Genomic DNA, 19,671 nt, shown 5'->3' on the forward strand with positions numbered 1-19,671 from the left:
TTTGCTCGTTCGCTGAAGCAGGAGCTTCGCGTTACTGTCTAATTCACATACGGCGTTTCCAGGTCCTGGCCCATGCTGCGCATGGTGTCGAGGGAGAGGCGGCCGGTGAGGCGGGTGGCGCTGATGCGGGCCTCGGTGTCGGTCAGCACCTCCAAGTTGCGCAACCATTGCAGGCGGTGCAGCTGGATTTCGATGGGGCCGAGCGGGTTCACCTGGCCGTATTCGTGGCGCAGGTAGCTTTTGGTGCGGCGGTCCAGGGCCTCAGCAAAACCGTGCAGGGCAGCCTGCTCGGAAGAACGGTCGGCGAGAATGATGCTGGAACGGGACGTGAGCAGCACAAACTCGCGCCACTGGTGCTGCCAGCCGTACCAGGCGTAGGCCAATAAGCTGCCGCCCAGGCCCAGCGCCCACAGCCAGAAGTCCGCCACAAATGAGGCATCGTGGCGGTGGTCGAGGGTGAAGGTGAACAGGCACCAGCCCACAATGGCCAGCAGGCTAAGTAGTTTTTTGTGTGGCACGGCACTCCGGCGCTCCACCCGCACGGGCAGAATCTCCTCGTAGGGCAGCTCTACTTCCAGCAGGGCCCGCCCGCTTGATTCGCGCTGGCAGATATAAAGGCCGTGCTGGCGCAGCGCCAGCTGGGTGCTGCCGGCCCACAACCGGCGTTGTTCAAGAAGCATGAAGTAGTAAAACGACGGCCGGGGCCGCCACGAAAAACAAACAGGAAATCAGGCCACTCAGATAAATTCGAACGGGCTGGGCGTAAAACACAAGACAAAAATAACCAGCATCAGCCAGCCCAGCACCTTGCGCCCGCCGGAAAGCGGCGTTTCGTCGGGCGCTGGCGGATGAAACACGCCCATCAAGCGGCTCAACATCAGCCCGAATACCAGCCAGCCGGGGTTGCCCAGGATGCCCGGCACCGCCACCGTGCAGGCCAGCTGCACCGCCCCCATGCCTACCGCCAGCAGCAGCGCCTGCCAGAGCCGCGGCACCACCGGCCGCAGCACCACAAACAGGTAGGCAAAATACGGCGCGCCCCAGTAAAGCCACGTCTGGCCGGAAGTACGCAACGAAAACAGCCCTAGGCCGGCATAAAACACAAACCCCACAAACAGCACCCCCGACAGCCGGTTGAAGCGCCGGAAACCCAGCAAACCGTACAGGATGTGCCCGCCATCTAGCTGGCCGATGGGCAGCAGGTTGAGGGCCGTGAAGAACAGCGCCAGCGCCCCGGCCAGCAGCACCGGATAGTGCGTCAATTCGTTAGGATGCGGCAGCCGGGTGGGGTCAGCAAACAGGTATTCGAGGCCCTGGTACAGCAGAGGCTTGGCCAGCGTGATGCCCTGCCCGTCGCCATACACATAGAGGGCGTAGTCGGCGCCGTAGCGGGCATATTGCGGATGAATCTGGAAGATGTACTCGGGCGGCGGCAGGTGCGTGAAGCCGTAAATCAGCACCGGCACCGCCAGCAGAAATCCCACCAGCGGCCCGGCCAGCCCGATATCGAAAAACTCCTTGCGCGAAAATATCCGGTCCTTGACCCGAATGACGGCCCCGAACGTGCCGATGGTGCTGAACATGCCCGTGAAAAACGGAATGTAATAGGGCAGCGTGGCCCGCACTCGGTGGTGCCGGGCGGTGAAGTAGTGCCCAAACTCGTGCACGGTCAGCACCCCCAGAAAAGGCACCGAAAACCACAGGCCCTGCCGGATTTCGGCGGCCGTCAGGCCCGGGCCTTCAAAGGTGAACTTGCCGGTCATCCATTCGGCGCCGGCCAGCGTGGTGGTCAGCAGCGTGAGCACAAACAGGCCCAGATGCAGCGCATAGCGCCGCCAGCGTGGCGGTTCCGGTTTTTCAGCGTACCCGTCCTGCCAGGGCCCGTCTGGTTCCGAGAGTGGCAGATCAGGGCTGGCAGCGTCAGGAAAGGGGAGGAGCGGCGGACGGTTTTCGGTTGGAGAAGGCACTAAGGGCAGCGGGTAGGGCGTCGGAGAGAGTGAGGGGCGGGGCTAGGAACAGCGTGTGCATGCCCAGCCGTTGGGCCGTTTCGATGTGTTGAAAACTGTCCTCAATGAAAAGAGTTTCCTCGGCTTTCCAGTTCATCTGCTGCAGCGCGTGCCGGAAAATTTCCTCGCCCGGCTTGCGCAAGCCCACCTTCTGCGAGTAGAACACTTGGTCAAGGCAGTCGGCAATACCGTGCTCAAAGTCGTATTGTGCGCGAAGCACCCGATTTATCTGGTCGATGTGAATCTGGTTGGTATTGGACAGCAGCGCCGTCTGGTGGCCTTGGGTCCGCAGCTCCGCAATCAGGGCCAGCCGCTCGGCCGGCACATCCAGCAGCATAGCGTTCCAGGCAGCGTCCAGCTCCTCATCGGTGGCCTCCAGCTCATAGGTGGCGCGCAGGCCGTCCCGGAACTGCGCCGGGGTCAGGCGGCCCGTTTCCATCTGGTCGAACAGCTCCGACTGCGCTGCCTGCGTAAACGCAATGGTGCTGCCGTGCCGGTGCAGGCGGCTCATGGCGGTCAGGGTACGCTGATAGTCAATGTTGATTATAACGCCTCCAAAATCGAAGAGCAGGTTGGGCAGTTGGTGTGGCATACGGGAAACAGCTAAAGGCCAGGCCGGCAGACCATCGGGGGCACCAGCGGTTGCAAAAGTCTCACTCCGCGGCAGCAAATACCAATTTCGCGTTGCAAATCCGGCCGCAATGGCCGAAGTTTGTAGGGCCGAAGTCGGATGCTAAACCTTGGTTTAGCCGCCGGCGACGCACCGGGCCTATAGCTCAATCGGTTAGAGCAGCTGACTCATAATCAGCAGGTCACTGGTTCGATTCCAGTTGGGCCCACCCTAAAAACCGGATCTGATACCTTTCGAGGTGTCAGATCCGGTTTTTTGGCTTTTAGGTAGTGCAAAGCGGGATATTGTGAAAAGAGAGCCGCACGGCCGGGCTGATATATGTGGATTACGAGCCCGAAAACACTACGTACGCAAAGCACCCGCACCATCGGATAGATGAAAATCCACCAGCCTCAATGCCGTTTTATCGGCTCGAGGCTGGTGGATTGCTTTTGCCAGGATACCAGTGCCCGGAAGATGCTTGCGCATGGCTCTTGAGTTAGAGCAAAGGATGGCGCGTACTGTATAGATGGTGATTGCACTATGTATTGTAAAAACTTAATATTTAAAGCTGACACGGGTTTAAGGTGGCATTTTGCCCAGACCTCCTGCTTTGCAAATAGGAGACGAGAGAAGATATTTTTCTCGTTTTGGGATTATTTTGGAACCATTGGTAGATATTATTATCCGTTTGAAAAATAAAATCATATAAATTATTGATTTAAGAATAAATTACGTTTATTTGTTCTATAACTGATCTAAGCACTGGCTCACCATCCCACCTGTTGTCGGCTCCTCTTATTTTACTCAACAGTACCAATGGAACGCTACAGACACTACACGGACGCCTCCCGCGTCACTCTGCTGTTAGTTGATGTGCTCCTCATCTTTGGAGCCTTCCGGCTGGCTGGGCGTATCACCTTGGGCCATTGGTCCTTCGGTGGATATTATCCGTTTTTCTTCATCATTTTCGGGCTGCTCTGGTGGATCCTGTCCGGGCAGTACGCCAACATCTACCGGGTCGACCGGCTGATTACGTACCCGGAGAAGCTGCTGCACCTGATGCGGACGTTTTTGCTGCATGCGGCCCTCGTGCTGCTGGCGGTTGCGGCCAAGGGCCAGGACTGGCCGCCGGTGGAGTACCTGTTTTCCGTGTACAGCCTTTCTATGGTGGGGGTGGTATCGGGCCGGTTTCTGCTCACGTTTCTGTACCGCTCCTACCACAAGCATTTTGCGCGGGCTAACAGCCGCTTCGTAATCATCGGGGCCGGCGACAGCGGGCAGGAGCTTTACCGGTTTCTGGCCTCGCACGACCCCATCGGTACGGAGTTCCTGGGCTTTTTCTCCGACGAGGCCCTGCCTACGGAGTTTCAGCCGATGGTGCGCGGCCGCCTGGCCGATCTGAAGGCGTTTTGCCTGCGCGAGCAAATCAACGACATCTACTTCGCCCTGCCGCTCGACCGGCATCAGCTCATCGAAGACCTGTCGCGCTTTGCCGATGACCATTTCCTTTCCTTCCGCATCGTGCCCGATTTCCGCGGCACCATGCGCAAAGACGTCAACGTGTATTTCTACGACCACCTGCCTATTCTCACCATCCGGCACGAGCCGCTGGGCATGCGCACCAATCAGGTGGTGAAGCGGGTGTTTGATATTGCGTTTTCCGGCCTGGTCATCTGCACGATATTCCCGGTGATCATGCCCGTGCTGGCTTTGCTGATCAAGCTGGATTCGCCGGGGCCGGTGTTTTTCCGGCAGATGCGCCCGGGCAAGCGCAACCACTTGTTTCCGTGCTACAAGCTACGCACGATGCAGGCCAGCCATGGCCGCCCCGAGCTGCAGGCCACCAAGCACGACGTGCGCGTGACCCGCATAGGCCAGTATCTGCGCAAGTACAATCTGGACGAGCTGCCGCAGTTTTTCAATGTGCTGCTGGGGCATATGTCGGTGGTTGGGCCGCGGCCTAACATGGTTTCCCAGCTGGAGGAATACAGCAAGCATATCCGCACCTACCACATGCGGCACGCCGTCACGCCCGGTATCACGGGCTACGCCCAGGTGAACGGCTACCGCGGCGAAACCCGCGAGGCCGGGACCATGGAGAAGCGCGTGGAATACGACCTGAAGTACGTGGAAAACTGGTCGTTCGGGATGGATATGAAAATCATCTGGCAGACAGTCTGGAACATGGTGCGGGGCGAAAAAAACGCCTATTGAATGGCTTAATGGCTGCAGGGTTGAGTGGTTGGTCGTCCGGAGTTGTCTGGCAGAATAGCCCGCCATATACCCATTGAACAATTCAACCATTCAATCACTATGCTTCCCAAGCGCTACGTCCTCGACGCCTGCATTTCCACGGGCACGCCGTCCCATTTTGTAGATGCCATTCTGCAGCTGGGAGCCGCCCGGTGCTCGGCCTATGTGTGTTTTGCCAACGTGCATATGGTGGTAGAAGCGCAGCGCGACCCGGCTTTCCGGCAAGTACTTAACCAGGCCGCCATTGCCGCGCCCGACGGCAGCCCGGTAGCCGCCGCGGTGGGCTGGTTCAACACCGGCCAGCACCAGGGCCGCATTGCAGGCATGGATTTGCTGCCGGCCCTGCTTACGGAGGCGGCCCGGCGCCGGCAGTCGGTGTACTTTTATGGTACTACGCCGCCGGTATTGGAAGCCATGGTGGCGCGGGCCCGGCACGAGCTGCCCGACCTACGCATCGTGGGAACCTGCGCGCCTCCCTTCCGGCCGCTCACGTCCGAAGAAGACGAGGCGGAAACTGCTGCCATCAACGCCGCCGACCCCGATTTGCTGTTTGTGGCGCTGGGCTGCCCGAAGCAGGAAAACTGGATGGCTGCCCACCGTGGCCGAATCCGGGCGTGCATGCTGGGCGTGGGGCAGGCTTTTCCGGTATATGCGGGCCTGGAGCGCCGTTTGCCCCCGTGGGCCCGGCGCCTGTGGCTGGAATGGGCGTATCGTTTCTGGCTGGAGCCCCGGCGCCTGTGGCGGCGGTATTTGCTCACCAACTCCCGCTTCCTGTACCTGGTAACCCGCCGCATGGTGGCCCTGAGCGTGGGCCGGCCCACGCCCGCTGTCTGCAGCGAGTAATCAGTCCGCTCCACCCTTTCGCTTTCCCGCCTTCTGCTGCAGGTTTCCGCGCGCACCCAGTCTTCTGGCGGAGCCTTGGTGAGGGTGTGCGGGGTATAACTCCGTATGTGGACTATGTGGATCTTTTATTGTTATTATTTATAAATAATTAATAAATTTTATTGACAATATTATAAAATTATTTACCTTTCACTACCTGGTATATGCACATGTTGCTATGCTTGTGGTTACTGGCTGAGTGGAGTTCTTTCTGGTTGTTGTTCCCCTTCGTGTATCACTCGTCCCTTTAACTGTTGCACTCATGAAAGCGGTAATTCTGGCGGGGGGCTATGGCACCCGCATCAGCGAAGAAAGCGGGGTGCGCCCGAAACCAATGGTGGAAATAGGGGGCAAGCCTATCTTGTGGCACATCATGAAGATCTACGCCCACCACGGCATTCACGACTTTGTGATCTGCTGCGGCTATAAGGGTCACATGATCAAGCAGTACTTCTCCGATTACTTCCTGCACAATGCCGACGTGACGTTCCGGATGGACCGCAACGAAATGCAGGTGCACCGCAACAACACCGAGCCCTGGAACGTGACGCTGGTAGACACCGGCCAGGAAACCATGACCGGCGGCCGCCTGCGCCGGGTGCGCGAGTACCTCGACGACAGCACCTTCTGCCTTACCTACGGCGACGGGGTAGGGGATGTGGACATCAGCGCGGCCGTGCGCTACCACCAGCAGCAGGGCGTGCAGGCTACCCTCACGGCCGTCCGGCAGCCCGGCCGCTTTGGCGTGTTCAACCTGCAAGACAGCGCCGAGCGGATCGAGAGCTTCACAGAAAAGCCCGAAGGTGGCGAAACCCCGTGGATCAATGGCGGCTTCTTCGTGCTTGAGCCCAGTGTCCTCGACTACATCGACGACGACGATACTGTATGGGAAAAGGCGCCGCTGGAGCGCCTGGCCCGCGAAAATAGCCTGGCGGCCTTCCGCCACACGGGCTTCTGGCAGCCCATGGATACCCTCCGCGACCGGAATATGCTGGAAGAGCTCTGGCAGAAAAACCAGGCTAAATGGAAGGTCTGGGACAAGGTCGCTCAGCCACTTTCAACCCCTGACCCCGTGCTGGCCGAGATTATGGCCTCCCCGGTACAGGCCCCGCAGGGCCAGCGCGTGGCCGCCGCCACCATCATGCCCGCCAGCTAACCACCGCCCCCTTTCTCCAACTTCCCACCATCCGTCGGCCCCTATGCTACAAGGGCTGAAAGGGCCGCGCTTGTCCCTCTGAACGCTCTTTTCTGCTTCACTTCTCTCGATCTGCAATGAACCGCATCCTCATCACCGGCAATATGGGCTACGTAGGGCCCGGCGTGGTACAGCACCTGCGCCGCCAGTTTCCCCAGGCCGAGCTGATTGGCTACGACATGGGTTTTTTTGCGCACTGCCTGACCGGTGCCACCCGGCTGCCGGAGTCGCGGCTGGACCGCCAGCTGTTTGGTGATGTGCGCGAGCTGCCCGCGGAGCTGCTGCAGGGCGTGGATGCCATTGTGCATTTGGCCGCCATCAGCAACGACCCCATGGGCCAGACCTATGAGGACGTGACCATGCAGGTCAACCACGAGGCCGGCATCCGGCTGGCGCGGCGTGCTAAGGCGGCCGGCGTGCGGGCGTTTGTGTTTGCCAGCTCCTGCAGCATCTATGGGGCGGGGGGCGAGGGCGCTAAAACCGAAACCTCCGAAGTAAACCCGCTGACTGCTTACGCTCGCTCCAAGGTGCGCAGCGAGCAGGACCTGCGCCCGCTGGCCGATGACGACTTCTGCGTCACCTGCCTGCGGTTTGCCACAGCCTGCGGCTGGAGCGACCGGCTGCGCCTGGACCTGGTGGTCAACGATTTCGTGGCCGGTGCCGTGGCTTCGGGCACCATCAGCATCCTCAGCGACGGTACGCCCTGGCGCCCCCTGATTCATGTGCAGGATATGGCCCGGGCCATCGAGTGGGCCATCGGCCGCGAGGCCAGCCACGGCGGCGCCTTTCTGGCCATCAATACCGGAGCCGACAGCTGGAACTACCAAGTTCGCGACCTGGCGCACGCCATTGCCGAGAGCATTCCGGGCACCGAAGTGAGCCTAAACGCCGCTGCGCCGCCCGACAAACGCTCCTACCGCGTCGATTTTGGCATGTACCGCGACCTGGCCCCCGGCCACCAGCCCCGCCGGACGCTGCCCGATACTATTGCCGAGCTCCGCGACGGCCTGCTGGCCATGAACTTCTGCGACGCCAGCTTCCGCACGTCGCAGCTGATGCGCCTGCGGGTGCTCACGGCCCTGCGCGAGTCCGGCGAGCTGACCGATGAACTCACCTGGGCGCTACCGACGGTAGTGCCGGCTGCCGCTCTACTGGTCTGATAACGCCCAGTCTTCACTTGCCCGAAATCCCACCGTTTCTACACTCCCCAATGGACCCCCGTATGATTTTCACTGAAACTGAATTGCCCGGCGCCTTCATCATTGATGTGGAGCGTATGTCCGACGAGCGGGGCTTTTTTGCGCGCTCCTGGTGCGAGGATGAGTTTGCGGCGCACGGCATCCTGATGCCGCCGCTGCAGGCCAACGTCTCGTCGAACCCCCAGCGCGGTACCCTGCGCGGCATGCACTACCAGCTGCCGCCGCACGAGGAAACCAAGCTGGTACGCTGCACCCGCGGCGCCATCTACGACGTGATAGTGGACCTGCGCGAAGAGTCGCCGACCTACGGCAAGTGGCTAGGCGTGGAGCTGACCGCCGACTCGTTTCGGATGCTGTTCGTGCCGGGCCGCTTTGCCCACGGCTTCATCACGCTCACCGACAACACCGATGTAGGCTACCAGGTGTCGGCCAAATATGCGCCGGGGGCCGAGCGGGGTCTGCGCTGGAACGACTCTGCCATCGGGATTCAGTGGCCAATACCGCCCACCCTGGTATCAGAAAAAGACCAGCATCACCCGGACTTTCAGCTGAGAGTGGCAGAGGAGGTTGAGTTAAGTAAAAATTAAAAATTGAGAATCAAAAATGGTGGATACATGCTCCAGAGGCACTATGCTCCATTGTTGATGGTTGATTTTTGATTCTCAGTTTTTAATTGAAAAGCACATGCTGATCATTGATAAAGCCCTGGAAAAGCGGCAGCGCGACGGCAACCCGATTCGGGTGGGCATGATTGGGGCCGGCTTTATGGCGCGGGGCGTGGCCCGGCAGATCTGCCGCTACGTGCCCGGCATGGAGCTCGTGGCCATTGCTAACCGCACGCCCGACCGCGCCCGCGCCATCTATGCCGAAGCCGGCGTGCCGGAGGTGCGCGAAGTGGCATCGGTGGCGCAGCTGGAAGCCTGCATTGCGCTGGGCCAGCCCGCCATCACCGACGATGCGCTGCTGCTGAGCCGGGCGGCCGGCATCGACGCCATTATTGAGGTGACGGGGGCCGTGGAGCATGGCGCGCAGGTAGTGCTGGAGGCCATCCGGCACGGCAAGCACATCATCCTGCTCAATGCCGAGCTCGATGGCACCGTGGGGCCAATCCTAAAGGTGTATGCCGACCGGGCCGGGGTAATTTACTCTGTGTCGGACGGCGACCAGCCGGGCGTGACGCTCAACCTAGCCCGCTTCGTGAAGGGCCTGGGTGTGACGCCGGTGCTGTGCGGCAACATCAAAGGCCTGCACGACCCGTACCGCAACCCCACCACCCAGGAGGGCTTTGCGCGGCAGTGGGGCCAGAACCCCAGCATGGTCACGAGCTTCGCTGACGGTAGCAAAATCAGCTTCGAGCAGGCCGTTATTGCCAATGCGCTGGACATGCGCGTGGCGCAACGTGGCATGCTGGGGCCCACCGTGGAGCCCGGTACGCCCATCAGCAAGGCCGCCGAGTGGTACCCGCAGGAGCTGCTGCTGAACGGTGGCCCCGGCCTCGTCGATTATGTGGTGGGGGCCGAGCCCGGGCCGGGCGTATTCGTGCTGGGCACCATCGACGATGCCGTGCAGCAGCACTACCTCAAGCTCTACAAGCTGGGGCCGGGCCCGCTCTACTGCTTCTACACGCCCTACCATTTGTGCCACTTCGAAACGCCCACCACGGTGGCCCGCGCCGTGCTGTTTCAGGATGCCACCCTGGCCCCGGCCGGCCCCATGCGGGTAGAAGTGGTGACGGCCGCCAAAGTAGCCCTATTTGCGGGCCAGACGCTCGACGGCATCGGGCACTACCACACCTATGGCCTGGCTGAAAACGCCGACATCACCGAGCGCGACAACCTGTTGCCCATCGGGGTGGCCGAAGGCTGCGTGCTGCGCCACGACATCCAGCGCGACCAAGTGCTGACCTACGACGATGTGCTGCTGCCGGAAGGCCGCCTCATCGATAAGCTGCGAGCCGAGCAGGCCGCCCATTTTGCGGGGGCCACAAGCCAGCCGGCCAGCCAATTAATGCCATCAATACTACAGTAGGCCGGTTTGCGGCTACTGAGTTTTCCGTTCATTCTTTTCCTCCCCACTCATCTGCTATGATGACAAAGCTAAGTGCCTATCCAACTGCCGAGGCCGTTCCGGCTGCTCTGTATCCGGCAGATAGTGTTATGCTTGGCGAGCCGGTAGCGCAAGCGACCAGCCCGGTAGAGCCGCCGGCCAGTCCTTGTCGCTTCTGCGGTACTCCGCTCGACACCACCTTTGTCAACCTGGGTACTTCGCCGTTGTGCCAGCACCACGTGCGTCCGCACGAATTCAACCGGGCCGAAGCCTTTTATCCGCTGCATGCCCGGGTTTGCCGCGAATGTTTCCTGGTGCAGCTCGATGAGTTCGTGACCTCTGAGCAAATCTTTCAGAACGATTACGCCTATTTCTCTTCCTACTCGGCCTCGTGGCTGCGCCACGCCAGCCTCTACACCGATATGGCCGCCAGCCGGTTTGCGCTGCGCGAGGACAGTCTGGTGGTGGAAGTGGCCTCTAACGACGGTTACCTGCTGCAGTATTTTGTGGCCAAGGGTATTCCGGTGCTGGGCGTGGAGCCGGCGCACAACGTGGCCGAAGTAGCTCGCGCCAAAGGCATCAACACGCTGGGGAAATTCTTTGGCCGCGAAACGGCCGCTTACGTGGCTGCTACTGCCGGCCAGGCTGACCTGCTGCTGGGCAACAACGTGCTGGCCCACGTGCCCGACATCAACGATTTTGTGGCTGGTATGCAGGTGCTGCTTAAGCCCGATGGCGTCATTACGATGGAGTTTCCCCACCTATTGCGGCTGATGGACGGCAACCAGTTCGATACCATCTACCACGAGCATTTCAGCTACCTGTCGTTTTACACCGTGGAGCGCATCTTCGCGCATCATGGCCTCACGCTGTTCGACGTGGAAGAGCTGACCACGCACGGCGGCTCGCTGCGCATTTTTGCCCGGCACGAGTCGTCAGGGGCGTGGCCCGTAACGGAGCGTATCGCAGAGCTGCGGGAGCGGGAACTGGCGTTGGGCATCACGCAGCTGGCCTACTACGCCGACTTCGAGGAAAACGCCAAGGAAACCAAGCGCAAGCTGCTCGAATTCCTGATTGACGCCAAGCGTGCCGGCAAAACGGTGGTTGGCTACGGGGCGCCCGGCAAAGGCAACACGCTGCTCAACTACTGCGGCATCCGCACCGATTTCCTTGACTATACCGTTGATGTCAGTCCGCACAAGCAAGGCAACTTTCTGCCCGGCAGCCGCATTCCCATCTGCCATCCCGACCGCATCTTCAGTACCCGGCCCGACTACGTGCTGCTGCTGCCCTGGAACCTGCGTGAGGAAATCATGGAGCAGATGAGCGGCATCCGGGAGTGGGGCGGGCAGTTTGTGGTGCCGATTCCGGAAGTGCGGGTCTACGAATAAGGTGGTGGCTTGGCAAGCTCCGGATGACATCTGTCATCCGGAGCTTGCCAAGGGCCTTGTCCTGCCAAAATGAGAGATTCAGTTACTGATTTATCGTTTTTCAACCCCATGACCGTGCCGGCTCTTGCTGCCCTAGCTTCTCGTGTTTCACCTGCTGCCCTGGCTTCGGGCGAGGACATGCATGCGCTGCTGCGCCGCCTGTTCCCGATCTGCCGAAGCATCACAGGAGACGGCGTGCGCGAAACACTGGCCATTGTGCGCGAGTATTTGCCGGCGCTGCAAATGCATGAGGTGCCCAGCGGTACGCCCGTGCTCGACTGGACCGTGCCGGCCGAGTGGAACATCCGGGATGCGTGGGTGAAAAATGCTGCCGGGGAGCGGGTCATTGACTTTGCCCAGCACAACCTGCACGTGCTGGGCTACAGCACGCCGGTGCAGGGCTGGTTTTCCAGGCAGGAGCTGGAAGAGCATCTGTACTCATTACCCGGGCAGCCCGACCTCATTCCGTACCGCACTAGCTACTATCAGCCGGCCTGGGGTTTCTGCCTGCGCCACCACGACCGGCTGCAGCTCCAGGACGAGTACTACGAAGTGTGCATCGACAGCACGCTGGACGCCGCCGGCTCGCTCACCTACGCCGAGCTGCTGCTGCCCGCCACTGCGCCCGAACCCGATGCTGGCGAGGTGCTGCTCTCATGCCACTGCTGCCATCCGTCGTTGGCCAACGACAACCTCTCGGGACTGGTGGTGGCTGTGGCGCTGGCCCGGCAGCTGGCCGCGCTGCCCGACCGGCGCTATGCGTACCGGTTTGTGTTTGGGCCGGGTACCATTGGCAGCATCACTTGGCTGGCGCGCAACCCCGAGGCCGTGGCCCGCATCCGGCACGGGCTGGTGCTCACGCTGCTGGGCGGGCCGGGCCACTTCACTTACAAGCAAAGCCGGCAAGGCGCCGCCGCGGTGGATGCCGCCGCCGCGCTGGTGCTGGCCCGCCACACGCCAGCATCGGAAATCCGACCCTGGCTGCCCTACGGCTACGATGAGCGGCAGTACTGCTCTCCGGGCTTCAACCTGCCGGTCGGCTGCCTGTCGCGCACGCCCTTCGGCGAGTTTGCCGAGTACCACACCTCGGCCGATAACCTCGACTTTGTGCAGCCGGCGCAGCTGCAGGAGTCGCTGGAACTGATACTGCGCCTGTGCCAGACGCTCGACCAAAACCGCTGCTACCGTAATCTGCTGCCCTACGGTGAGCCCCAACTGGGCCGCCGCGGCCTCTACAAAGGCGTGGGCGGCGGCACCGAGGGCCACGACTGGCAAATGGCCCTGCTGTGGGTGCTGAGTTTGTCCGATGGCCACACGCCGCTGCTGGACGTGGCGGCCAAGGCGGGGCTGCCTTTTGAGCTGCTGCACCGCGCCGCCCAGGCCCTGGCCGCCACCGATCTGCTGGCCGCTGCTTCTGTCACTGATGCCTAGCTAACCACCGGTATGCTTCTGTCATACCACTCCGCAACGCCCTACATGGAAACCGACCTGCTTTTTCCGCCACCGGCCCTGACCCAGCCGAACCCCAGCTTTGCGGGTTCGCAGGCATTGCAGGCCCGCTTTCATGCCGCCATTCCGGGCGGCGCGCACACCTACGCCAAAGGCGACGACCAGTTTCCGCAGCACATGGCGCCATACATTGTGCGGGGCGAAGGTTGCCGGGTCTGGGATGTAGATGGCAATGAGTTCATTGAGTTTGGGGCCGGGCTGCGCTCCGTCACGCTGGGTCACGCCTACGCTCCGGTAGTGGCCGCCGCCCGCCGGCAGCTGGAGCTGGGCGTGAACTTCGGCCGGCCGGCAGTGCTGGAGCTGGAAACTGCCGAGGACTTCCTGGATTTCACCCAGGCTGGCGACATGGTGAAGTTTGCCAAAAACGGTTCCGATGCCACCAGTGCCGCCGTGAAGCTGGCCCGCGCCGCCACCTGCCGCGACCTGGTGGCCATCTGCCACGACCACCCGTTTTTCTCCTGCGACGATTGGTTTATGGGAACCACGCCGCTGGCTGCGGGCATTCCGCGGGCAGTGCAGGCCCTCACCGTGGGTTTCCGCTACAACGACCTAGCCAGCGCCGAAGCGTTGTTTGCCGCGCATCCCGGCCAGATTGCCTGCCTGCTGCTGGAAGTGGAAAAAGATGTGCCGCCGACTGCAGGCTTTTTGGCCGGCCTGCGCCGCCTCTGCGACCAGCACGGCGCGGTGCTGGTGTTCGATGAAATCATTACCGGCTTCCGCTGGCACAACCACGGCGCGCAAGGCTACCACGGCATCCGGCCCGACCTGAGCACCTGGGGCAAAGCCTTGGCGAATGGGTTCAGTCTGGCGGCCCTCACCGGCCGACGCGAGCTGATGGAGCTGGGCGGGCTGCACCATGCGCAGGACCGGGTTTTCCTGCTCTCCACCACCTACGGGGCCGAAACCCACGCCCTGGCCGCTGCCCGCGCCGTGATGCACGAATACCGCATCCAGCCCGTGGTAGAGCACCTGTGGCAGGTGGGCCGGCAGCTGGCCGCCGGCCTGCACCAAGCTGCTCACGAGCAGGGAGTAGCTGCCCAGGTGCAGGCGGTGGGCCAGCCATGTAGCCTTATCTACACCACCCGCGACGCCAATGGCCATCACTCGGCCGCGCTTCGGACGCTGTTTCTGCAGGAAACCCTGCGCCGGGGGCTGCTCATGCCGTCTCTGATCGTCAACTATTCGCACACCCCGGCCATTATCAGCCAAGTGCTGGAGCGGCTGTACGAGGTGCTGGGCGTGTACCGCCAGGCGCTGGAAAACGGCGTGGAGCATTATCTGGTGGGTGAGCCGGTGAAATCGGTGTACCGCGCCCGCAACTAACCGCTTGCTACCCGCTAACGCCAGTGGGCAGCAAGCGGCCTGTCTTCAACCTGTTCGCCCTGCTTTCAACCCAATGCTGCGCATTCTGCTCCTGCACAATTTCTACCAGCAGCCTGGCGGCGAGGATGCCGTGTTCCGGGCCGAGCGAGACCTGCTGCGCGCTCAGGGGCATCCGGTAGAAACGCTGGAATTCCATAACCAGCAGATTGGCTCAGGCTTTTGGGGAAAGCTGAAAGCCGGCTTACTCGGCTTTTATAACCCCGGCAGCGCACGCCGCCTGCGGGAGGCCCTCGAGGATTTTCGGCCCGATATCATTCATATCCACAACTTGTTTCCGGTGGCCTCGCCGGCAGTCCTGTGGGCCGCCCGCCGGGCCGGCGTGCCCGTGGTCATGACGCTGCACAACTACCGCCTCATCTGCCCTGGTGCCCTGCTGTATACTGGCGGGCAGCTGTATGAGAAAAGCGTGCACCAGCTTTTCCCGTGGGATGCCGTTCGGCGCCGGCTCTACCGCAACTCTGCGCTCCAGACGGCCGCTGTGGCCGCCATTACCGGCGTGCACAAGCTGTTGGGTACGTGGCAGACCGGCGTGGCGCGCTACCTGGTGCTCACCGAATTTGCCCGTCGTCGTTTTCTGGATTCGTCGTTGGGGCTACAGCATAGCCAAGTGGTCTACAAGCCCAATTTTATTTCTGATCCGGGGGCGCCGCAATCCAACAGCCAGCGCGCAGGGCACCTGCTGTTTGTGGGGCGGCTCTCGCCCGAAAAGGGCCTGCACACCCTGCTGGCTGCCGCAGCCATGCATGCTCTGCCGTTGGTGGTAGTCGGAGATGGACCCTTGCGGGGCGAAGTGGAGGCCTGCGTGGCCACTACTCCTTCCGTGCACTACCACGGCCCGGCCGATGCCGCCGCTGTAGCGGCGGCCATGCGTCACTGCCGGGCCTTGGTAATGCCCTCAGAATGCGTGGAAGGCATGCCGATGGTAGTGTTAGAGGCCTTCGCTACCGGCACCCCGGTGCTGGCCTCGCGGCGCGGTGGCCCTGGCGAAATGGTCCAGCCGGGCGTCAATGGGCTGCTGTTTGAGCCCGGTGATACGGAGGGGCTGGCTCAGGCTGCTCATGCTTTGCTAACGGATGAAGTGCTGGCTGCCCGTTTGGGAGCTGCCGGCCGGGCCAGTTACGAGGCCCTATACATGCCAGCTATCAACTACGCGTGGCTGCTGGCTATTTATGAAACCGTGGTAGCAGAAGCGCGTGGTGAAGCCCCGGCCGCTACCGTGCCAATATTGCACGGGGCGTATGCTGCACAAAGCCGGCTAATACCGGCAGAAGATCATCTTCACAAAGTATAGCACGACGGATTTCCTGCCCCTGGAATCAACGGTATACTGAATAGATTGAAATTAAAATTTATTTATAAAAAATATAATAATAGTTTGTGTGATTGACGCCTCTTACATTAAATTTAAATCGTGTGCTACTGAGGCCCAGTTCGTCTGATGTAGTCTATTTCAGAATTTTCACTGCTTTGCCAACCCTGTTCGCATGGAAACCCTAACGCATCCTTCTGCTCTGGTTATATCTGAGCCAGATAGTCTTGTGCCTTCTGCTGCTGTCCGGCAGGTCCCTTCTCATCGTCTGTTGCACCTGCTGTGGGAGTTGCGCTACTCTGGCGCTGAAGTAATGGTGTATGATGCCAAGGAGTATTTCGAATCGAGGGGCCTGCAAGGTGCCATTCTGGCCCGGGGGCCGGAATTCGGGCCTTATGCGCCCACGCTGGCCCGGGCCGGCTACCCCGTGGAGCACCTCCCCGCCCGTCGGAACCTGGGGTCGTTCATTGAACTGTACCGCTACCTGCGCCAGCACCCGGCCGATGTGGTGCATCTGCATCTGGAGGGCCTGTTTATCTGGCACTGCCTGGCTATTCGGCTGGCTTTCCCCAAGGCACGCATCGTGCATACGCACCACGATGTGTATTTCCAGTACGGTCCGTATCTGCGCCTGAAACGCTCGTTTCACCGCTGGCTAGCCACACGAGTGCTTGACGTCCGGCACGTGGCCATCGGGGAGTCGGTGCAGACAGTGGAGCGGGAGCATTTCCACAATCCCACCACCATCGTTTACAACTGGATTGATGAAAACGAGTTCCGGCCACCTACACCCGAGCAGGCCGCTGCTGCCCGCCAGGAAATAGGTATTGCGCCCGATGCTTTTGTGGTGCTGACGGTGGGCACCTGCAATGATAAAAAATGCCACAATGAAATCTTCGACGCGGTGGCCCGGGTGAAGGACCGCCTTCCCAACTTGGTGTTCCTGCACCGTGGCACCGGTGAAAACCTGCCCCAGGAGCGCGCCTACGTGCAGAAACTGGGCATCGAGCAACACGTCGTCTTCCTCGACTATATCGACTACCTGCCCAAGGTGTTCTGGGCTTCTGATGGGTTTATCTTCTCCTCGCACTGGGAAGGCCTCGGCAATGTGATTCTGCAGGCCATTGCCTGTAAAGTGCCCGTTATCCTGTATCAGGGCTGGGGCATGAACGATTTCCGGCCCGAAAACCCCGCCGAAAACTATGGCTTCTGGATAAACCCCGACACCGAGCGGTTTGATGAAGCCCTGCTGGCAATGCACGCCATGAAGCAGGACGGCCGCTTAGAAGACTGGCGGGAAAAGGCCTTTGCCTTCTACCGGAAAAAGTTTTCCGCCAAAAAATCACTCACCCGCATGGCCGACCAATATCTGCTGTAGTAACCGCCGCTGCCACGTTTGTGGCCTCAACAAAAAGAGCCCGACCATATGGCCGGGCTCTTTTGCTGAAGCCACCAGCGTGGCTGATATTACGCTACTGCTACTGGCCTGCGCCGGTTGAAGTAGTAGTGGTGGCGCTGGCCGTACGAGCGGCCGGCCGGGTATGTACTTCGATACCCGATAGGTTGGCATCGCCGCCCGAAGAGGTTACGGCAATGGTGCCGTTGGTTACGTTGGTGACGAACGGACCAATCTTAGACCAGTTGCCAGCCGAGCCGCTGTTGCGGTTCGAAACCACCGTCTGGCCGTTGAGAGCCATGCTGAACGTGGTGGCAAAGTTGTCTTCCCACACATACAGGTAGACTTCGTAGGTGCCATTCGGTACGGCAGTCATACGCACATCCAGGTTGCGGCTCCACACCGACGAGCGGATTACGCCGGCACGGGTAGCATCGGTAGCAGGGGTCAGGGCAATGTTGTTGGCCGTGAACGGGCTGCCGGATACAACTGAGAAGTTGGCGCTATTGCCAGCTCCAAAGGCTTTGCCATCAAGCGTGGTGGCGCTGCCGCCTACGTTTACGGCGCGGTAGAAGGCAGGAGCAATAGGGGCGGGAGCCGTTACTGAAAGGGCTACTGCAGCCGAGGCCGCGCTGGCACCGGCGTTGTCGGTAGCTTTAGCCGTGAGCGAGTAAGAGCCGGCGGCTACGTTGCTCCAAGTGAAGGTGTACGGGGCGCTGAGGTCTTCACCCAGCTTCGTGGTGCCCTGGAAGAACTCCACTTTGCCTACCGTACCATCCGTGTCCGAGGCCGTAGCCGTCAGCGTTACACTGCCGCCAGCGGTCAGGGTCGAAGCCGAGGCTGCCAGCTGAGCGCGGGGTGCCACATTAGCAGTCGGCGCGGTGCCGGTCGTGCGGATTTCCAGTCCCGAAACGTTCAGGTCGCCACCCGTCGAGGTGAGCTGCAGCTGACCATTGGTGCCAACCGTGGCCGCAAACGGGCCAACCCGCTGCCAGCTACCTGCTGAACCCGTATTGAAGTTGCTGAGTACGCGCTGGCCCTGTACGTTCAGGTTCACGGTACCCGGGAAGTTATCTTCCCAAACGTAGGCATACACGGCGTACTGGCCGGCGGGTACATTGGCTACTGTCAGTTGCAGCGCATTGCTGTAAATCGAAGAGCGAATCATGCTCGTGCGAGCCGCGTCGGTGGCTGGGTTGAGGGCAACGTTATTGTTGCTGAACCGCTGGCCGTTGTGCGTTACGTTCGGGGCGTTGTCACCCTCCCAGTTGTTGCCATCAATGCTGCTGGCGCTGCCATTGAAGTTGATGGCGCGGTAGAGTGCGCCAGTGCCTGCTACCGGCGTTACCGGCGGCGTGGTAGGCGTTGGGGTCGGCGTTGGAGTTGGAGTTGGAGTTGGCGTCGGAGTGCTGCCACCGTTCAAGCGGATACCAGCACCGGCCGGAGCAGGATAGCTGGCCGTGATGGACTGGTCGCCCCAGCTGTTGTTATTCTCCACTATGCCAGGCGTATTGAGGGTCCAGAAGGGGTTCTGCTGACCGGCGCTGTTCACCCAGTTTACCTTGTTGCCGGTTACGGTAGAGTTTTCCACCGCCCGCGGACCACCCCACAGGTAGATGCCCACGTTAGTGAAGCTCTGCTGACGGCCAAACACTATGTTGTTGAGGATTTTGTTGCCGGTACCACCGGTGTTAGCAATGCCATACTGGCCGGGGTTGATAACCACGTTATTCTCAATCGTGCAGTAAGAGCCACCGGTGTCGCCCACTAGAATACCACCGCCCGAAGCGCTGGGGCCACCACCGTTGATGTAGTTGTTGCGGATGATAAGCGGGCTGCTAGGCGTACCGCTGGTCATGAACATGTTGATAGCATCTTCCGGATTGCTCTGGCCTGCAATATTCAACCCGTAGTTATACTCGATGATGTTGCCGGCGCCGGTGCAGTTGTTGAACTGAATGAACTGCCCGCGAGCATCGGCCATGCTCATATTCTTGAAGTTGTTGTGGCGCACTACCATGCCGCCCGTGCCGTTCTGAGAGTAGATACCTCCAATCAGGTTCTCGAAGTTGGAATCCTCGATGGTGATGTTCGAGCAGCCGTAGAGGTCAACCCCTAGCTTCTGGCCGTTGCGGAGCGATACCCGACGAATAGTGATGTTAGAGCAATTCGTGAGCTTGATGGCCGGAGCAGCAGAGAAATTGGTAATTACCAGATTCTCAATTACCCGATTGCTCTGGCCGGTCAGGTTAACAGGGGCGCTGGCTGTAAGGCCGGTTAGTCCACCGTCTGATTGAGCGTGAGCACAAAACGTGGTGAAAAAGAGCAACACAACCAACGACACGTATGTCTGCATGGAGGCAGACATTCCAATTTTCTTTTTCTTCAGCATTTGCACTTTTTAAGAGGTGAAAGGACGAAAAGGATGATTTGACTACGACAAAGTTAAG

Annotated in this window: 15 protein-coding genes and 1 tRNA gene; 12 read left to right on the plus strand and 4 right to left on the minus strand. The window is 60.6% G+C overall.

What is annotated here, in order from left to right; translation table 11 throughout:
- Window positions 1-38: 38 nt before the first annotated feature.
- The 3 genes from O3303_RS01995 to O3303_RS02005 form a co-directional block, all read right to left on the minus strand.
- Window positions 39-680: a hypothetical protein gene (locus O3303_RS01995; protein WP_269560394.1), complete on the minus strand. Its 642-nt coding sequence runs from the start codon at window positions 678-680 to the stop codon at window positions 39-41.
- Between the two features lie 57 nt (window positions 681-737).
- Window positions 738-1,805, minus strand: a complete 1,068-nt coding sequence (locus tag O3303_RS02000; protein ID WP_269560395.1) for a site-2 protease family protein — start codon at window positions 1,803-1,805, stop codon at window positions 738-740.
- A gap of 115 nt (window positions 1,806-1,920) precedes the next feature.
- Entirely contained in the window at window positions 1,921-2,598 is a 678-nt protein-coding gene (locus O3303_RS02005; RefSeq protein WP_269560396.1) for an HAD family hydrolase, read from the minus strand.
- 173 nt (window positions 2,599-2,771) lie between these two features.
- On the opposite strand from O3303_RS02005, the gene O3303_RS02010 reads away from it, so the two are divergent.
- The 12 genes from O3303_RS02010 (at window position 2,772) to O3303_RS02065 (ending at window position 17,203) form a co-directional block, all read left to right on the plus strand.
- Window positions 2,772-2,845, plus strand: a tRNA-Ile gene (locus O3303_RS02010).
- A 590-nt stretch (window positions 2,846-3,435) separates the two neighbouring features.
- Window positions 3,436-4,833 (plus strand): undecaprenyl-phosphate glucose phosphotransferase, encoded by a 1,398-nt coding sequence (locus O3303_RS02015; protein WP_269560397.1) that lies wholly within the window; start codon window positions 3,436-3,438, stop codon window positions 4,831-4,833.
- 99 nt (window positions 4,834-4,932) lie between these two features.
- A complete protein-coding gene (locus tag O3303_RS02020; protein WP_269560398.1) occupies window positions 4,933-5,715 on the plus strand; it encodes a WecB/TagA/CpsF family glycosyltransferase in 783 nt (260 codons plus the stop codon).
- 301 nt (window positions 5,716-6,016) lie between these two features.
- Entirely contained in the window at window positions 6,017-6,910 is an 894-nt protein-coding gene (rfbF, locus tag O3303_RS02025; RefSeq protein ID WP_269560399.1) for a glucose-1-phosphate cytidylyltransferase, read from the plus strand.
- Window positions 6,911-7,026: 116 nt separating this feature from the next.
- On the plus strand, window positions 7,027-8,109 hold the full coding sequence (locus O3303_RS02030; protein ID WP_269560400.1) for an NAD-dependent epimerase/dehydratase family protein: 1,083 nt from the start codon (window positions 7,027-7,029) through the stop codon (window positions 8,107-8,109).
- Between the two features lie 62 nt (window positions 8,110-8,171).
- On the plus strand, window positions 8,172-8,735 hold the full coding sequence (gene rfbC, locus O3303_RS02035; RefSeq protein WP_269560401.1) for a dTDP-4-dehydrorhamnose 3,5-epimerase: 564 nt from the start codon (window positions 8,172-8,174) through the stop codon (window positions 8,733-8,735).
- Between the two features lie 97 nt (window positions 8,736-8,832).
- Entirely contained in the window at window positions 8,833-10,176 is a 1,344-nt protein-coding gene (locus O3303_RS02040; protein ID WP_269560402.1) for an NAD(P)H-dependent oxidoreductase, read from the plus strand.
- Between the two features lie 56 nt (window positions 10,177-10,232).
- Entirely contained in the window at window positions 10,233-11,585 is a 1,353-nt protein-coding gene (locus O3303_RS02045; RefSeq protein WP_269560403.1) for a class I SAM-dependent methyltransferase, read from the plus strand.
- 69 nt (window positions 11,586-11,654) lie between these two features.
- Complete coding sequence (locus O3303_RS02050; RefSeq protein WP_269560404.1) at window positions 11,655-13,055, plus strand: DUF4910 domain-containing protein; 1,401 nt, start codon at window positions 11,655-11,657, stop codon at window positions 13,053-13,055.
- A 12-nt stretch (window positions 13,056-13,067) separates the two neighbouring features.
- Entirely contained in the window at window positions 13,068-14,456 is a 1,389-nt protein-coding gene (locus O3303_RS02055) for a glutamate-1-semialdehyde 2,1-aminomutase (RefSeq protein WP_269560405.1), read from the plus strand.
- Window positions 14,457-14,529: 73 nt separating this feature from the next.
- Entirely contained in the window at window positions 14,530-15,807 is a 1,278-nt protein-coding gene (locus O3303_RS02060; protein WP_269560406.1) for a glycosyltransferase, read from the plus strand.
- A gap of 289 nt (window positions 15,808-16,096) precedes the next feature.
- On the plus strand, window positions 16,097-17,203 hold the full coding sequence (locus tag O3303_RS02065; RefSeq protein WP_269560407.1) for a glycosyltransferase family 4 protein: 1,107 nt from the start codon (window positions 16,097-16,099) through the stop codon (window positions 17,201-17,203).
- 100 nt (window positions 17,204-17,303) lie between these two features.
- On the opposite strand, the gene O3303_RS02070 is transcribed toward O3303_RS02065, so the two are convergent.
- Window positions 17,304-19,589, minus strand: coding sequence for an Ig-like domain-containing protein (locus tag O3303_RS02070; protein WP_269560408.1), 2,286 nt, complete (start codon window positions 19,587-19,589; stop codon window positions 17,304-17,306).
- Window positions 19,590-19,671: the final 82 nt, after the last annotated feature.

Source organism: Hymenobacter canadensis (genome assembly GCF_027359925.1).
Classification (GTDB): Bacteria; Bacteroidota; Bacteroidia; order Cytophagales; family Hymenobacteraceae; genus Hymenobacter; species Hymenobacter canadensis.

Coding starts and splice junctions, on each gene's coding strand:
- O3303_RS01995 (WP_269560394.1), bottom strand. CDS start 680: ATGCTTCTTGAACAACGCCGGTTGTGGGCCGGCAGCACCCAGCTGGCG.
- O3303_RS02005 (WP_269560396.1), bottom strand. CDS start 2,598: ATGCCACACCAACTGCCCAACCTGCTCTTCGATTTTGGAGGCGTTATA.
- O3303_RS02015 (WP_269560397.1), top strand. CDS start 3,436: ATGGAACGCTACAGACACTACACGGACGCCTCCCGCGTCACTCTGCTG.
- O3303_RS02020 (WP_269560398.1), top strand. CDS start 4,933: ATGCTTCCCAAGCGCTACGTCCTCGACGCCTGCATTTCCACGGGCACG.
- rfbF (WP_269560399.1), top strand. CDS start 6,017: ATGAAAGCGGTAATTCTGGCGGGGGGCTATGGCACCCGCATCAGCGAA.
- O3303_RS02030 (WP_269560400.1), top strand. CDS start 7,027: ATGAACCGCATCCTCATCACCGGCAATATGGGCTACGTAGGGCCCGGC.
- rfbC (WP_269560401.1), top strand. CDS start 8,172: ATGATTTTCACTGAAACTGAATTGCCCGGCGCCTTCATCATTGATGTG.
- O3303_RS02040 (WP_269560402.1), top strand. CDS start 8,833: ATGCTGATCATTGATAAAGCCCTGGAAAAGCGGCAGCGCGACGGCAAC.
- O3303_RS02045 (WP_269560403.1), top strand. CDS start 10,233: ATGATGACAAAGCTAAGTGCCTATCCAACTGCCGAGGCCGTTCCGGCT.
- O3303_RS02050 (WP_269560404.1), top strand. CDS start 11,655: ATGAGAGATTCAGTTACTGATTTATCGTTTTTCAACCCCATGACCGTG.
- O3303_RS02055 (WP_269560405.1), top strand. CDS start 13,068: ATGCTTCTGTCATACCACTCCGCAACGCCCTACATGGAAACCGACCTG.
- O3303_RS02060 (WP_269560406.1), top strand. CDS start 14,530: ATGCTGCGCATTCTGCTCCTGCACAATTTCTACCAGCAGCCTGGCGGC.
- O3303_RS02070 (WP_269560408.1), bottom strand. CDS start 19,589: ATGTCTGCCTCCATGCAGACATACGTGTCGTTGGTTGTGTTGCTCTTT.